A 14,662-nucleotide genomic window follows, 5' to 3' on the forward strand; every position below is an offset into this window, starting at 1 on the left:
GGTGATGACCCAAGCAACAAAACGGAATGGATATGCCTGATAACGCAGCGCCCTTCAACGAAAGGGCGAATTCTAGGGATGTGGCCGTTCTTGGTGGCGGCAGCTTTGGGACCGCCATGGCTAAAGTGCTGGGCGAAAATGGTCACACCGTTCACTTCTGGATGCGCGACCAGGAACAGGCGGAACAGATTCGGCAGAACCGTGTTAATGAACGGTATATGCCCGGCATCATCCTGGAAGGCGATATTCAGCCGACCACAGATCTTGCGGAGGCCATCCACAAAGCCGAAGTGGTGTTGGTCGCCATTCCCTCCAAGGCTTTTCGTGCCGTCATTCGTGATAACAGTCAGATCTTCCGCGACGGGCAGATTGTTGTCAGCCTGACCAAGGGCATAGAGGAATGCGGTTTCAAGCTGATGAGCGAAATTCTGCAGGAAGAAATTCCCAGATGTCGCTCCGGCGTGCTTAGTGGTCCCAACCTGGCGGGTGAAATCGTTAACCGGGAACTTACGGCGACCGTAATTGCCGCCAAAGACCCCGAAGTGCGAAGAGCCATTCAGGAGTTGCTCGGCTGTGAATATTTTCGGGTATACGCAAATGTTGACGTATATGGCGTTGAGCTTGCCGGCGCACTCAAAAATATTTATGCCATCGTTGCGGGACTGGCCTCCGCACTGGATATGGGCGAGAACGCGAAGGCCATGTTGATTACTCGAGGTCTAGCGGAAATGAGCCGCTTTGCCGTAAGCCTTGGTGCCAATCCGATGACGTTTATGGGGCTGGCCGGGGTGGGCGATCTGATCGCAACCTGTACGTCTAGCAAAAGCCGGAACTTCCGCGTGGGTTACGCCGTTGGCAAGGGCAAGAAACTGGACGAGGCCGCCAAAGAACTTGGCCAGGTTGCGGAGGGCATCTACACGTTGAAACTCGTTCGAGAAAAGTCTGAGTCCATCGGCATCTACATGCCGTTGGTTCGTGGTTTGTATGAAATACTCTACAACGATGCCTCGATCAGCGCGGTCATTAACAGCTTGATGATGGCCGTTCAGAACTCAGATGTAGAATTTATTCTGCCACGGACCATCGTTCAGTAGGTCCGGCCGAATCAAACAGGGGGCGAGCACTGTGCATCTGATCATCATGCGCCACGGCGAAGCCGGCTGGCATACCCTCGATCAGGATCGGGAGTTGACAGAAGCTGGCCGTGTCGGCGTTGCATCGGTAGCCGCCCAGATCGCCAAATCGCCCTGGCGCCCTGAGCGAATCTGGTCGAGCCCTTACACCCGTGCTCGCCAGACCGCGGCGATTGTGTCTGAGGTGCTTAATTGTCCGATCGAGCACTGTGACTTTATTACCCCTGATGACGATCCTGGCCGTTGCCTCGATGCACTTCTTGAGTCGCAGTTGTCGCCACTGATGATGGTTTCTCATATGCCTTTGGTGGGTAGCCTGTCGACCCTTCTGGTTGATAGTCACCGCAGAGGTATACCGTTTATGACCTCGCAAGCGGTTCTGCTGGACATGCCGGTGGTGGGCCCCGGATGCGCCGACTTGAAAGCGCAGTTTTTACCCTGATCTATTGTTTATACCACCCATTGATATGGCTTAACTGACGCTATGCACAGCTTCCCGATTGACTACGTTGAACCGGTTTTTCGCCCGCCGAGTGAGGCAAAATCACTGATCCTGCCGGTCACCAACGGCTGTTCCTGGAATAATTGCACCTTTTGCGAGATGTACACTCAGCCCCAGAAAAAATTCCGGGCCCGAAAGCCTGACGATGTTCGCCGCGATATCGCTCGTGCTGCGGAAGCGTTTGAAAGTGTTCCCAGAGTATTTCTTGCAGATGGCGACGCCATGGTGCTGCCGACCCGGCGGTTGCTTGAAATTCTGGCTGAGCTGAAGCAGGCATTCCCGGACCTGCGCCGCGTGTCCAGTTATTGCTTGCCCCGCAATCTGGCGAAAAAAACGGTTGAAGAGCTGGCGGAGTTGCGAGATGCCGGTCTTGGCATCTTGTATGTTGGTATGGAGTCGGGAGATGACGAAGTCTTGCGCCGTATCAACAAAGGCGAAACCTGGGAATCTACCCGTTCTGCGCTAACCAAGATCCGGCAAGCTGGCCTGACCAGTTCGGTGATGGTGCTCAATGGGCTGGGCGGAGAGACCCTTTCTCGCCAACACGCGATTAGCACCGCCACGTTGTGCAACGAAACCCAGCCTGACTATCTGTCTACGCTGGTCGTGAGTTTCCCTCAAGGCGAAGAGCGTTTTCGTGCTGGCTTTGGCGAGGATTTTGTACCCCTCACTCAACAGGGTTTGTTTGAGGAGATTCGGCTTTTTCTGGAGCACCTTGAGTTAGAACAGACGATCTTCCGAAGCGATCATGCCTCAAATTACCTGGTCCTCAAGGGAACTCTCGGTCGCGACAAGTCGCGTTTGCTTGAACAGGTTAATCTTGCCATCGACAAGCCCGGTGCCGTGCCTTTGCGGGCTGAGTGGATGCGCGGCCTTTAATAAGGGAGCAGACGTTTGTGAGTAGAAAACCTGACGACATCGCTAAAACCGTTCAACAAGTCCATGCCTCAAGAGGTCTGCCGCCGCTGGAGACCTGGCACCCGGAATTGTCAGGAGACATGGATCTGATCATCACCCGCAATGGAGAGTGGCTGTACCAGGGTGCGCCGATTGCCAGAGAAGCAACCGTAAAACTTTTCGCCACCATTCTGCGCCGTGAAGACGACGGTGAATACTATCTGCTGACACCCGTGGAGAAATGGCGGATCAAGGTAGAAGATACGCCGTTGTTGGCGCATTCTTTAGTGCGCAATGGTGAGGGAACGGAGCGTGTGTTGTCGATTACCACCAACGTGGGAGAGACGTTGGAGATTGGTCCCGAGCACCCCTTGGTGGTGGGCCAGTACTCGAATACCGACGAGCCCAGACCCATTGTGTCAGTTCGCCATGGTGTTGAAGCGCGCCTGGTGACATCAGCGTTTTACGACCTCGTTGATCTGGCTGAAGAACGCGACGGCCAGTTGGGCGTGCTTAGTCACGGAAAATTCTGGAAAATCGGGCAGGGCGGTTGAAAACTCTCGATCCGTCTCAATAAACAAGGTAGAAAACACAGTCTGTCACTTGTTAAACTGTGTTTTCCGACTTGTTACCGAGCCTGGCTCTCTAACGAGGCCCGGTGGTCGTTAGTTCCTCTGTGCAGTCTGGCTGTTCACGATCACTTTCGATTGCCTACATTCTAAATACACAGTCATTGCGACACGCAAGGAGATCACATGGCCCAACCTCGTGTTGTCACCATCCATTACACGCTCACTAACGACCAGGGAGAGCAACTCGATTCCTCCCGTGTAGAAGGCCGCGAGCCTCTGGCGTATCTGGAAGGTGCTCAGAACATCATCGGCGGACTGGAAAGTGCGCTGAACGAAAAGAACGCGGGCGATCAGGTTAAGGTATCTGTTGCTCCTGCTGAAGGTTACGGCGAAGTGAACGAAGAGCTGATCCAGCCAGTTCCACGCTCGGCCTTTGAAGGCGTAGACACCATTGAGCCGGGCATGCAGTTTCAGGCCCAGACTCCGGGCGGCCCTCAGGTCGTTCGTGTGGTTGAAGTCAGTGACGAGACGGTCACCATTGATGCCAACCACCCTCTGGCAGGTGAGACTCTGCACTTCGATGTTGAAGTAGTGGAAGCGCGCGAAGCAACCGACGAAGAGCAAGAGCACGGTCACGTGCACTGATCTCTTCCGAAAGGTTGATCAAAAGCGGCTCCTGCGGGAGCCGTTTTTTTGTCTTGCGAAACGCTATTGTGGCAGAGACAAAAAAGGGGACAGATCTAAATCTGGCCCCTTTTTCTATCGCAACACGAATTACATGTTCGGGTAATTCGGGCCGCCGCCACCTTCCGGCGTGACCCAGGTGATGTTCTGCGAAGGGTCCTTGATGTCACAAGTCTTGCAGTGCACACAGTTCTGGGCGTTGATCTGGAACTTCTGACCACTGCCGTCGTCTGCGTCAATCACCTCGTACACGCCAGCCGGGCAGTAGCGCTGGGCAGGCTCATTGTACTTGGGCAGGTTTTCCTTCAGCGGGATATCGGCATCTTTCAGCTGAAGATGAACCGGCTGATCTTCCTCGTGGTTGGTGTTGGAGATAAACACCGAGGACAGGCGATCAAACGTCAGCTTGTTATCCGGTTTCGGATAATTGATCTTCTTGCACTCCGACGCCGGCTTCATGGTGGCGTAGTCAGGTGTGGTGTCGTGGAAGGTAAAGGGCAGGCTGCCGCGCAAAATGTTCTGCTCGAAGAACGCGATGGCACCACCTACGATGTTGCCGAACTTGTGCATAGCGGGGCCAAAGTTGCGCTCGGCGTAGAGCTCTTTGTACAGCCAGCTGTCTTCAAAACGCTTGGCGAAGCTGGTGATTTCTTCACCGGTCTTGCCGTCTTTCAGGGCTTCAAAGACCGCTTCGGCGCCCAGCAGGCCAGACTTCATGGCCGTGTGGGAGCCTTTGATCTTGGAGCTGTTCAGTGTGCCTGCATCACAACCCAGCAGCAGGCCGCCCGGGAAGCTCATCTTCGGCAATGTGTTGTAGCCACCTTTGGTGATGGCGCGGGCGCCGTAGGCAACGCGCTTGCCGCCTTCCAGATATTTTTTCACTTCCGGATGGTGCTTGAGCCGCTGGAATTCTTCGAACGGGCTCAGATGCGGATTGCTGTAAGACAGATCCGTGATCAGACCTACATACACCTGACCACCTTCCAGGTGATACAGGAAGGAGCCGCCGGTGGAGCCGGATTCGCTCAGCGGCCAGCCGGTGGTGTGCACTACCAGGCCTGGCTCGTGTTTGGCTGGGTCAATGTCCCACAGCTCTTTGATGCCGATGCCGTAGTGCTGCGGATCCTTGCCTTCATCCAGTTTGAAATCGTTGATCAGGCGCTTGCCCAGGTGACCACGACAACCTTCGGTGAACAAGGTGTACTTGGCGCGCAGTTCCATGCCCGGCATGTAGCCGTCTTTTTGGGAGCCGTCTCGGGCCACACCCATGTCGCCGGTGATGATGCCCTTGACCTGGCCATCTTCAATGATGGTTTCCGAAGCTGCAAAGCCCGGGTAGACCTCAACACCCAGGCCTTCAGCCTGCTCAGCCAGCCAGCGGCAAAGGTTGCCAAGGCTGATGATGTAGTTGCCGTGATTGTGCATGTTCTTCGGCACAAAGGCGTTGGGGATCTTGGTGGATTTTTCCTGGTCTTTCAGCAGGAAGATGTCATCCCGGGTTACGGGCGTATTCAGCGGTGCGCCTTTCTCTTTCCAGTCCGGGAAAAGTTCGTTCAGGGCTGTGGGCTCGAACACTGTGCCGGCAAGGATGTGCGCGCCAACTTCTGAGCCTTTCTCAACGACACATACGGTCAGTTCTTCGCCAGCTTCCTGCGCCAGTTGCATGACGCGGCAGGCAGCCGACAGGCCAGCAGGGCCGCCGCCGACGATCAGAACATCAAATTCCATCGATTCGCGTTCCACGTTGGTCTCCTCAAACAGCTTCTTTATAGTGGATGTTGTTTGCCCGCAGGCCTATCTGTGTAACTCATCAGGGGCGCCATCATACCGGTAAAAATGCCTATAGACGACAGCCTCGAGCCCTGTGAAAGGGCCATTTCTTCTCAAAGGATAACGCATTTGAGAAATCAAACAAACGTTTGTTTGAAATTTGCGTCCACCTTTGGCATTGTAGCTGTACACCGAAATTTCGTGTGTTTTGAGTCGGTTTTTAGTATCGTCTCATTGCGAGGTCGGGTCAACCCGGCCTATTGGCTGTGAATGTGGTTCTGGTGCGTCGAACAGGGCAATTGACCTCAATGGCCTTAGTCTGCAGTATAGTTTCGCTTTATATAGCAGGCACTCCGCTCAGGATTGCGAGTCATTAAACCCATTTGTAGAAGAACGAGGAATCTATGAAGGTTCTGGTCGCTGTAAAACGAGTTATCGACTACAACGTAAAGGTGCGCGTTAAGCCGGACAACACCGGTGTAGACCTCGCCAACGTCAAGATGGCAATGAACCCGTTCTGCGAAATCGCTGTTGAAGAAGCGGTTCGTCTGAAAGAGAAGGGTGTTGCCAGTGAAATCGTTGTTGTATCCATTGGCCCAAAAGCCTGCCAGGAGCAAATTCGTACTGCTTTGGCCCTGGGTGCTGACCGTGGTATTCACATCGAGACTGACGAAGAAGTTCAGTCCCTCGAAGCGGCCAAGCTGCTTAAGGCTGTTGTAGAGAAAGAAGAGCCAAAGCTGGTCATTCTTGGCAAACAGTCCATCGATTCCGACAACAACCAGACTGGCCAGATGCTGGCTGCACTGACCGGTATGGGCCAGGGCACGTTTGCCTCTGAAGTGGTTGTTGATGGCGAAAAGGTTAATGTAACCCGCGAAGTAGACGGCGGTCTGATGACTGTTGCACTGAATTTGCCCGCGGTTGTAACCACAGACCTGCGCCTGAACGAGCCGCGTTATGCTTCTCTGCCGAACATCATGAAGGCCAAGAAGAAGCCACTGGACGCCATGAGCCCCGCCGACCTGGGTGTTGAAATCACCCCACGCCTGTCCACCCTGAAAGTAGAAGCCCCGGCTTCGCGCCAGGCTGGTATTAAGGTGGCTGACGTTGCTGAGCTGGTGGATAAACTGAAGAACGAAGCGAAGGTGATCTAAATGAGCATCCTGGTAATTGCTGAACACGACAACAGCAGCCTGAAGCAGGCTACTCTGAACGTTGTAGCGGCAGCCAAGGCCATCGGTGGTGACATCGACGTGCTGGTTGCTGGCGAGAACGTAGGCGCCATCGCTGAAGCCGCTGCAAAAGCAGAGGGCGTGAACAAGGTTTTGGTAGCAGATAACGCTGTCTACGGTCACTTCCTGGCTGAAAACCTGGGCGAGCTGGTGGCTGAAGTAGGTAAAGGCTACAGCCATATCCTGACCTCTGCCGGTACCACCGGTAAAGACTTCATGCCGCGCGTTGCTGCGCTGCTGGACGTTGCTCAGGTATCTGACATTATCCGCGTTGAATCTGCCGACACTTTTGTTCGCCCGATCTACGCCGGTAACGCCATCGCCACGGTCAAGGCCAACGATAGCATCAAGGTAATCACTGTGCGCCCGACCGGTTTTGATCCGGTTGCTGCCGAAGGTGGTGCTGCGGCGATTGAACAGCTGGACGTTGTTAAAGACGCTGGCCTGTCCTCTTTCGTTGGTGAAGAGAAAGCCAAGTCAGATCGTCCGGACCTGGCCTCTGCAGGCGTCGTTATCTCCGGTGGTCGTGGCATGCAGAATGGCGACAACTTCAAAATGCTGGAGCAGGTTGCTGATCTGATGGGCGCGGCTGTTGGTGCATCCCGTGCCGCCGTTGATGCCGGCTTTGTGCCGAACGATATGCAGGTTGGCCAGACCGGTAAGATTGTTGCCCCTCAGCTTTATGTTGCTGTTGGTATCTCCGGTGCTATCCAGCACTTGGCGGGTATGTCTGACTCCAAAGTGATCGTTGCGATCAACAAGGACGAAGAAGCGCCAATCTTCCAGGTTGCTGATTACGGCCTGGTAGCGGACCTGTTTGAAGCCGTTCCGCAGTTTGAAGAAGAGCTGAAGAAGGTTCTGTAACTTTCTGATCTCGCAATCAAAAAAGGCACCTTAGGGTGCCTTTTTTGATCTGGATACGATGCGCTTTTCCGCTTTACCGATGATCATTGTGTCAGCCAGAATGTGTAAGGCGCGATTGGTTGTTTTTACGGCTTTGTAGATCTGCTCACTCTTTTGTTCGTGGCTCTGTTGTGCTTTTCGGGCGCTGTCCCGGAAGTCTTCGTCTTTCGAAAACATATCGATAAGACCGAAGGTCGTATTGGCGATGGCCTTATGAACACGCTCAACGGCAGAGGCACCGCCAGACACTGTGTCTTCCAGCAGGCGAGCGCGATTACGCACTTCCGCCAGATCCATTCGGCTTTTCTGAATGGCACTGCGCGCTGCAATACGATGAGCGTTGAGTATCCGCAGCTGTCGTCTGGATTCTCCAGAAAGCCGATAACCGGCAACCAAAATCGTACCGGTGCCGGCAAGACATAAGGTGGTCAGTACCAGTGTCATCATGACTGGGCTCCCTCAGCGGTATTCAATGTGCATTTCGACATCAATATCACGCTCCAGAAGCTCGGATTCGAGTTCTTTCATCACTTCCTGATAGACCATTTTACGCGCCATAACCGGCAACCGGTCCGCCAGCGCTCGTCCGGTTCGGGACTCGCGCTTTGCCAGAGCAATCGGATCGAGAACTCTCAACGTAAGCACCAGTTCCGGATTACGGTGGGCATCACTGATACCCTCGTTTTCCAGCATTTGGCCGATCATTTTGCGTTGCTCAATCAGGTGCCATAAGAGTAAGCAACTGAATGACAGCAGGATCAAGCTGGTAATGGTTAATAAAATAGTCAACGGCGCGCCTCCACGGTCTCTTTTACGCTCTGATACAGTGTGCAGTATCCTGTCGTGTAAACGATTGGCCGGATGGACACCTGCTCGTCTGAACTGAGGGAAATCCGGTTCGATGGCAAAACCTGTTACCATCGTTGGAGGCTTAACATGCTGCCGTTGGTGACAAATTACGACAAGGATTGAGATATGGTCTGGATAAAAGCATTCATTGCGGGATTCCTCGCAACGTTGATTTTTCATCAGGGGCTTTTTGCGGTTTTCTATCTGCTGGGTGCGGCACCGGTCCCGCCCTATAATTTCACGCCGACTCCACCCCTGGGTGTTCCGGCGGTACTGTCACTGGCATTCTTTGGCGGTTTATGGGGCGTTGCTTTGTGGGCCATTGCCGGCCGTCTGATCGGCGCGAAGTATTGGCTTGCCAACATCGGCATTGGCGCATTGGCTCCAACAGCGGTTGCCATGCTCGTCGTCTTTCCCATGAAGGGCCTGGCGGTTTCGGCTCAGACCTGGATTGGCGGACTGGTGCTGAACGGATTCTGGGGGCTCGGTGTTGGGTTGCTGATGGTGTGGATGGCCGCAAAAGCCAAACGGCAACCCTGAAAATAACAGCTCACTCACACACGTTCGAACTAAGGATAAACAATGACCACTTCCAAGCAGGCGGATTTTGATCTCGTCGTATTTGGTGCAACCAGCTTTGTTGGTCAGATACTGACACGGTATCTGGTTGAAAATTACGGTACGAGCAGTGACGTAAAATGGGCCATTGCTGGCCGATCTGAAGCCAAACTCAAGGCACTGAAAGACGGTTTGGGAGCTGCTGCGTCGAATGTACCGGTGCTTCTGGCCGATGCGTCCGATGAAGGCGCGATCGCTGCCATGTGTCGGCAAACTCGCGTTGTCATCTCGACAGTTGGGCCATACGCACTCTTTGGCGAGCCTCTGGTCAAAGCCTGCGTTGAAACCGGAACCGATTACTGCGACCTGACCGGTGAAGTGCAGTGGATTCGCCGCATGGTCGAGCGCTATGAGGGTCAAGCCAAGAAGTCCGGAGCGCGGATTGTCCACTGTTGCGGGTTCGATTCGATCCCTTCAGATATGGGGGTGTGGTATCTGCAACAGCAAGCCCTGGAAACCTTCGGTCAAACCTGCCAAGACGTGCGTATGCGAGTGAAGGTTGCCAAAGGCGGACTGTCTGGCGGAACCGTTGCCTCAATGATCAACGTTGCCAAAGAAGCTGGCGCAGACCCCAAGCTTCGAAAGGAGTTGGCCAACCCGTTCTCGATCTGCCCGGAAGGACACCGTTCTAAAGCGCGTCAGCCCAGTCTGAAAACAGCTGAATACGACAAGGATTTTGGTGTCTGGCTTGCCCCCTTTGTTATGGGCGCTATCAACACTCGTGTTGTGCATCGGTCCAATGCCATGCAAAACGCTCGATATGGCACAGAGTTTACCTATGACGAAGCCATGATGACGGGCAAAGGTGCTAAAGGGCGACTGACGGCTTATGGTATCACCGCAGCGTTAGGGGCGTTCTTTACAGCGTCTGCTATCAAGCCTACGCGCTGGGTTGTTGAAAAACTCGTTCCCAAGCCCGGTGAAGGCCCAAGCCCGGAAGATCAGGAAAACGGGTTTTACGATTTGCGTTTTATCGGTCGCACGCCGGATGGCAAGACCATTCTTACCAAGGTAACGGGTGACCGGGATCCTGGCTACGGTTCGACGGCCAAGATGCTGGGTGAGGCGGGGCTGTGCCTGGCCTTTGACGTTCAGGAAACTACCAAGGGCGGTTTCTGGACTCCCGCCTCAGCGTTGGATGGCAAGTTACTGGACCGGCTTACCGGTAAAGCCGGCCTGACCTTTGAGGTGCTTGAGACCCGCTGACCGTCAGGTCAGGTGCAAAGTGTGACCGGAGGGCAACAGGGCCTCCGGTCCATGGCCCAGACAAATAACGGCCCGCCCCTCCAGCCAATGGTTGAGTTGGGGGGTAATGCGTTCACGGGTTTGCTTATCAACTCCGGTAAAGGGTTCGTCCAGTACAACCAATGCCGCTGGAGTCAGTAGCACGCGCGCCAGCACCAGGCGACGGGCCTCGCCTCCTGACAACCGGTTACCGGCACTGCCTAACCAGGTATCCAGCCCATCTGCCTCTCGCGCAAACCGCTCTGCAAGTTCAACCAGTTCCAGAATCCGCCAGAGATCGCCATCTGTGGCCGAGGAATTGCCCATCAGTAAGTTAGCTTTTACCGTATCTTCGAAGATGACTGTTCGTTGCGTGAGGTAGGCGCAGGGCAGGGTTGTGATGGTTCCGCTTTGGGAGCTGATCAGCCCGGCAATGGCGTCTGCCAGAGTTGACTTGCCAGCACCGGATGCGCCAACAATACCCAACCGCTCGCCTTGGGCGACGGTCAGGGAATAGTGGGAGAAGATCGGTGCATGGCCTGAATAGCCAACCGATATATCCCTGACGACCAGAGCATTGCCAGCCATCGAATCCGGGCCTGCAAGCTGCCGGTTGTTATGGTCAGGATTGGGTGAAATCTCTTCATTCAACCGCCCGGCGGCGGCAACGGTTGCACCCAGTTTGGCAAAGGCGTCTGGCAGCGTGGAATACACTTCGATCAGGCCAAGTAACGCGACGGGCAGCAATACCATTAACGGGCCGGTCAATTGTCCTTGGTGAAACAGTTCTGCACCCGACCACAGCGCAAGGACTACGGCCAGATTAACCAGCAGGTGCGATACCGACTGGTGCCAGCCGGCATGACTATCTACCCGTGCCTGAGTACGCGATATGGCACGGGCCTGGCGCATTAGCCGGCCCGCATGCTTGCCCGTGCGCCCTGCAGCGCTTAGCTCGGCGTACCCCTCAAGGTGTTCGATGACATCACCCCGGAGTGCCTCGTACTGATCGCTCAGCTGACCTGACATAGCTTGAGTCTGCAAATAAACACGTCGGCTTGCCACGTATATTGCAAGCGTTAGCAGGGACAGAAGGAACAGCGCCACGGTGCCACTGAATACTATCCAGGTGGCCACTACCAGTATCAGGCTCACCACAGCCGCCAGTGCCGTTGGGGCAATTACTCTGAGGTAAAGGGTGTCCAGGGCATCGACGTCGGCCGTGAGTCTGGATAGCCATTGGGCTCCGGTTTTGCCGCCCCGTTCGCGCTGACCGGCGACGGCCATTCGGTCAAACAACGCTACGCGGATATCCGTCAGCAGCTGAAGAACCGTATTGTGGTTATAGATCCGCTCAAGGTAACGGGAGACGGTGCGAGACACAGCGAAAAATCGGATTCCGCCGCCCGGGACATAAAGGTTGATGTACGCCTGAGCACCGGCAGCCAAGAGCAGGCCAACCAGTGCGGTTTCGGTCAGGAACCAGCCCGATAAAGCCAGCAAGCTGATCCCGGACAGCAGCGTGGCCAGCAAGAGCAGGGCACCCACGATCAGCCGCCCCCGTCGAAGAGAGATCAACTTCAACCACGGGCGTAACTCATGCATCCCGAATCTCCCCGTTGTTGATGATCAGTGTTCGGTCGGCCAGTGCCAGTAAGGCATGATGGTGTGTCGAAAAAATCAGTGTTTTGCCTGATTCTGCCAGCTTATGCAAAGCCTCCAGAACAAGAATCTCGCTGGTTGCATCAAGCCCCGCAGTGGGTTCGTCGAGCAGAATAAGATCGTAGTTCGCGAGGAAGATTCGAGCCAGGCTCAATCTTCGGGCCTGGCCGCCAGACAGGCCTTGCCCGTCCTCTCCAATCTGGCTGTGAATTCCTTGAGCGCGACTCTCAAGTACACTGCCCAATCCGACCTGTCGCAGCGCAGATTCAATGGCGATGTCTGAGGCGTCAGGGCAGGTTAAACGAAGGTTGTCGGCCCAGGTCCCCTGAACCCAGAACCCGCGTTGGCCCAGCCAGCCAAAAGGCTGTTTACCGGGCGGATAACCCAAGACACTGATCTCACCTTGGTTTGGCTGAATAAATCCTGCTAGAAGGTGCAGCAACGACGATTTACCGCCGCCAGAGGGGCCTGTCAGTGCCACAGCCTGGTGCCTTTGAATGGACAGATCTATATCTGACAACACCGGATTAGCACTCTGGTAGCTCAATGTGACACCACTCAAAGCAATCATGTTGCAAGGTTGAACACCCTCAGGCGTTTGCGGCTCTGCAGCGGCGTTTATCGGTTGATTTAGTCGTGTGAGAATCTCGGCGCCCGCACCGAGGGCAGAAGCCCGATCATGGTAATGTTGCGATAAGATCCGTAAAGGCTGAAAGAATTCGGGTGCCAACAAAAGAATCAGCAATCCGGAAAACAGGGTGAGGTTGGCGCTGGGTCCGTAGCTAATGTATCCCAGCAAACCGAAGCCAATGTAGATGGCGATCACGGCAATCGCCACCGAGGCAAAAAACTCAAGAACCGCAGAAGATAGAAACGCGATCTTCAGGGTTTTCATAGTAATTACCCGATACTGATCAGAGCGTTGATGCAGGGTTTCACTGGCGCTGCGGGTTTGCCCGAACAGTTGCAGCGTCGTCAGGCCGCGAACCTTGTCCAGAAATTGGCCAGAAAGGCGGCTGATGGTTTCAAAATGCTGCTGGTTGACCTTTTCTGCTCCCATCCCGACCAACGCCATGAACAGAGGAATCAACGGCGCTGACAGCAACAGGAAGATCGCGGCCAGCCAATCAAGCCAGAACACAAACGCAAGAATGGCGATGGGAATGATAACGGCCAGAGACATCTGCGGTATAAAGCGGGCGAAGTAGCCATGCAGGGCTTCAACGTGATCCAGCCATTCCCGGGACAGCGCACCGGCAGAGGCATCTGCCAGAGTTACCGGGCCAGAATCCCGCCAGTGACGGTGGAGTTGACGCCTGGCATCCCGGCGCACCTGTTCGCTGCATCGTGCCGCGGAATGAGACTGCAAGCCTTGTCCCGCAGCTCGAACGAGCAGTGCCAGAATAAGTAGCACAAAGCCGAGAACAAGCTCAGAAGCCGGCTGGCCGGCGATCACAATTTGGTGCACAAGCCAGGCCAGCAGCGCCATTTGGGCAATGGTCGCAAGACCGGCCAGCGCACCCGCCAGAACGGTCATCCGAATCCAGCGCTGGCTGTTCCGGGCAAGCCCGGACAGCCATTGGCGAACATCAGCCTGGGCCGGTTCAGACACTCAGTGGTAGCCTTCGCCAGCCCGGACTTTGCCCCGGAATACCCAGTACGTCCAGGCGGTGTAAGCCAGCACAATCGGGATGACGAAGAGCAGGCCCAGTAGCAGGAACAGCTGCGACTCATAAGCCGAGGAAGCATCCCACAGGGTGTACTCGGGCGGAACAACGTAGGGCCAACGGCTGACGATCAGGCCAAGGTAGGTTGTCACAAACAACCCCATAGTGGCGACAAACGGCATGCCTTCAAAGCGATTTCGCACCGACCGCCAGATCTGAAAAGCGCACAATAACGTCAGCGCCGGCAGGATCCAGATCACCGTGATGTGAGAAAACCAGCGCTCGCGCACCATGTCGTCAACGAACGGAGTCCACACACTGATGATGGCGAAAATCACCAGCACAGCTGTGAGTAACGGTGTGGTTACCTGATACGCCCAGTTTTGCAGCCGGCCTTCGGTTTTCATGATCAGCCAGGTGGAACCGAGCAGGGCATAGCCAGCCAGCATGCCCAGACCGGTGAGCACGGTAAACGGTGTTAGCCAGTCCAGTGCGCCACCAACGTAGACACCGTTAGCCGTCTCGAAGCCCTGAATGTAGGCCCCAACCACGGCACCTTGAGCAAATGCCGCAACGGTAGAGCCCCCGGCGAAAGACCAGTTCCACAAGTAACGAGACGAGCGAGCTTTGAACCGGAACTCGAATGCCACACCTCGAAAAATCAAACCGGCCAGTAACAGGAAGACACCAATGTACAGCGCCGGAAGAATAATGGAATAGACCATAGGGAACGCGGCCAGCAAACCCGCGCCACCCAATACCAGCCAGGTTTCATTACCATCCCAGACCGGTGCCACGGTATTCATCATAGTGTCCCGATCCTGCTCGGACGGGGCGAACGGGAACAGAATCCCGACGCCCAGATCAAAGCCGTCCATCAGCACGTACATAATGATGCCAAAGCCAATGATGAATGCCCAAATGAGGGACAGGTCAAAAAGTTCCATAA

General features: G+C 55.1%; 15 protein-coding genes. 9 read left to right on the forward strand and 6 right to left on the reverse strand.

The window, feature by feature from the left end; genetic code table 11:
- Positions 1-32: 32 nt before the first annotated feature.
- The 5 genes from IBX51_RS01870 (at position 33) to IBX51_RS01890 (ending at position 3,749) form a co-directional block, all read left to right on the forward strand.
- On the forward strand, positions 33-1,094 hold the full coding sequence (locus IBX51_RS01870; RefSeq protein WP_291828132.1) for an NAD(P)H-dependent glycerol-3-phosphate dehydrogenase: 1,062 nt from the start codon (positions 33-35) through the stop codon (positions 1,092-1,094).
- 31 nt (positions 1,095-1,125) lie between these two features.
- On the forward strand, positions 1,126-1,575 hold the full coding sequence (locus IBX51_RS01875; protein WP_291828134.1) for a histidine phosphatase family protein: 450 nt from the start codon (positions 1,126-1,128) through the stop codon (positions 1,573-1,575).
- Between the two features lie 42 nt (positions 1,576-1,617).
- The gene (locus IBX51_RS01880) at positions 1,618-2,514 is read left to right on the forward strand and encodes a radical SAM protein (protein ID WP_291828135.1); all 897 of its coding nucleotides are present in this window, start codon (positions 1,618-1,620) and stop codon (positions 2,512-2,514) included.
- Positions 2,515-2,531: 17 nt separating this feature from the next.
- Positions 2,532-3,086, forward strand: coding sequence for a DUF1285 domain-containing protein (locus IBX51_RS01885; RefSeq protein WP_291828137.1), 555 nt, complete (start codon positions 2,532-2,534; stop codon positions 3,084-3,086).
- A gap of 201 nt (positions 3,087-3,287) precedes the next feature.
- On the forward strand, positions 3,288-3,749 hold the full coding sequence (locus IBX51_RS01890; protein ID WP_044385596.1) for a peptidylprolyl isomerase: 462 nt from the start codon (positions 3,288-3,290) through the stop codon (positions 3,747-3,749).
- A 129-nt stretch (positions 3,750-3,878) separates the two neighbouring features.
- Here IBX51_RS01890 and IBX51_RS01895 read toward each other — a convergent pair whose 3' ends face one another.
- Positions 3,879-5,531 carry an electron transfer flavoprotein-ubiquinone oxidoreductase gene (locus IBX51_RS01895; protein ID WP_291828142.1) on the reverse strand — a complete coding sequence of 551 codons (1,653 nt, stop codon included), beginning with the start codon at positions 5,529-5,531 and terminating at the stop codon, positions 3,879-3,881.
- A gap of 431 nt (positions 5,532-5,962) precedes the next feature.
- Between IBX51_RS01895 and IBX51_RS01900 the strand changes: the two genes are divergently transcribed.
- On the forward strand, positions 5,963-6,712 hold the full coding sequence (locus tag IBX51_RS01900) for an electron transfer flavoprotein subunit beta/FixA family protein (RefSeq protein ID WP_291828143.1): 750 nt from the start codon (positions 5,963-5,965) through the stop codon (positions 6,710-6,712).
- Positions 6,713-7,654 carry an FAD-binding protein gene (locus IBX51_RS01905; RefSeq protein ID WP_291828145.1) on the forward strand — a complete coding sequence of 314 codons (942 nt, stop codon included), beginning with the start codon at positions 6,713-6,715 and terminating at the stop codon, positions 7,652-7,654.
- A gap of 30 nt (positions 7,655-7,684) precedes the next feature.
- Here the strand turns inward: IBX51_RS01905 and IBX51_RS01910 are convergent, their stop codons facing one another.
- Both IBX51_RS01910 and IBX51_RS01915 read right to left on the reverse strand, forming a co-directional pair.
- Positions 7,685-8,140: a hypothetical protein gene (locus IBX51_RS01910; protein ID WP_291828147.1), complete on the reverse strand. Its 456-nt coding sequence runs from the start codon at positions 8,138-8,140 to the stop codon at positions 7,685-7,687.
- Positions 8,141-8,152: 12 nt separating this feature from the next.
- Positions 8,153-8,482 (reverse strand): hypothetical protein, encoded by a 330-nt coding sequence (locus IBX51_RS01915; protein ID WP_291828149.1) that lies wholly within the window; start codon positions 8,480-8,482, stop codon positions 8,153-8,155.
- A 186-nt stretch (positions 8,483-8,668) separates the two neighbouring features.
- Here IBX51_RS01915 and IBX51_RS01920 point away from each other — a divergent pair, with 186 nt between their 5' ends.
- Positions 8,669-9,082, forward strand: coding sequence for a hypothetical protein (locus IBX51_RS01920; RefSeq protein ID WP_291828151.1), 414 nt, complete (start codon positions 8,669-8,671; stop codon positions 9,080-9,082).
- A gap of 42 nt (positions 9,083-9,124) precedes the next feature.
- A complete protein-coding gene (locus IBX51_RS01925; RefSeq protein ID WP_291828153.1) occupies positions 9,125-10,366 on the forward strand; it encodes a saccharopine dehydrogenase NADP-binding domain-containing protein in 1,242 nt (413 codons plus the stop codon).
- 3 nt (positions 10,367-10,369) lie between these two features.
- On the opposite strand, the gene cydC is transcribed toward IBX51_RS01925, so the two are convergent.
- Genes cydC through cydB form a run of 3 tightly spaced genes read right to left on the reverse strand, consistent with a single transcriptional unit; the run spans position 10,370 to position 14,660 of the window.
- Positions 10,370-11,989, reverse strand: a complete 1,620-nt coding sequence (cydC, locus tag IBX51_RS01930; protein WP_291828155.1) for a thiol reductant ABC exporter subunit CydC — start codon at positions 11,987-11,989, stop codon at positions 10,370-10,372.
- Positions 11,982-13,658: a thiol reductant ABC exporter subunit CydD gene (gene cydD, locus IBX51_RS01935; RefSeq protein ID WP_291828156.1), complete on the reverse strand. Its 1,677-nt coding sequence runs from the start codon at positions 13,656-13,658 to the stop codon at positions 11,982-11,984. The genes cydC and cydD overlap by 8 nt, the downstream gene beginning before the upstream one ends.
- Complete coding sequence (gene cydB / locus IBX51_RS01940; protein WP_291828158.1) at positions 13,659-14,660, reverse strand: cytochrome d ubiquinol oxidase subunit II; 1,002 nt, start codon at positions 14,658-14,660, stop codon at positions 13,659-13,661.
- Positions 14,661-14,662: the final 2 nt, after the last annotated feature.

This window comes from Marinobacter sp. (assembly GCF_014859525.1).
Taxonomy (GTDB): Bacteria; Pseudomonadota; Gammaproteobacteria; order Pseudomonadales; family Oleiphilaceae; genus Marinobacter.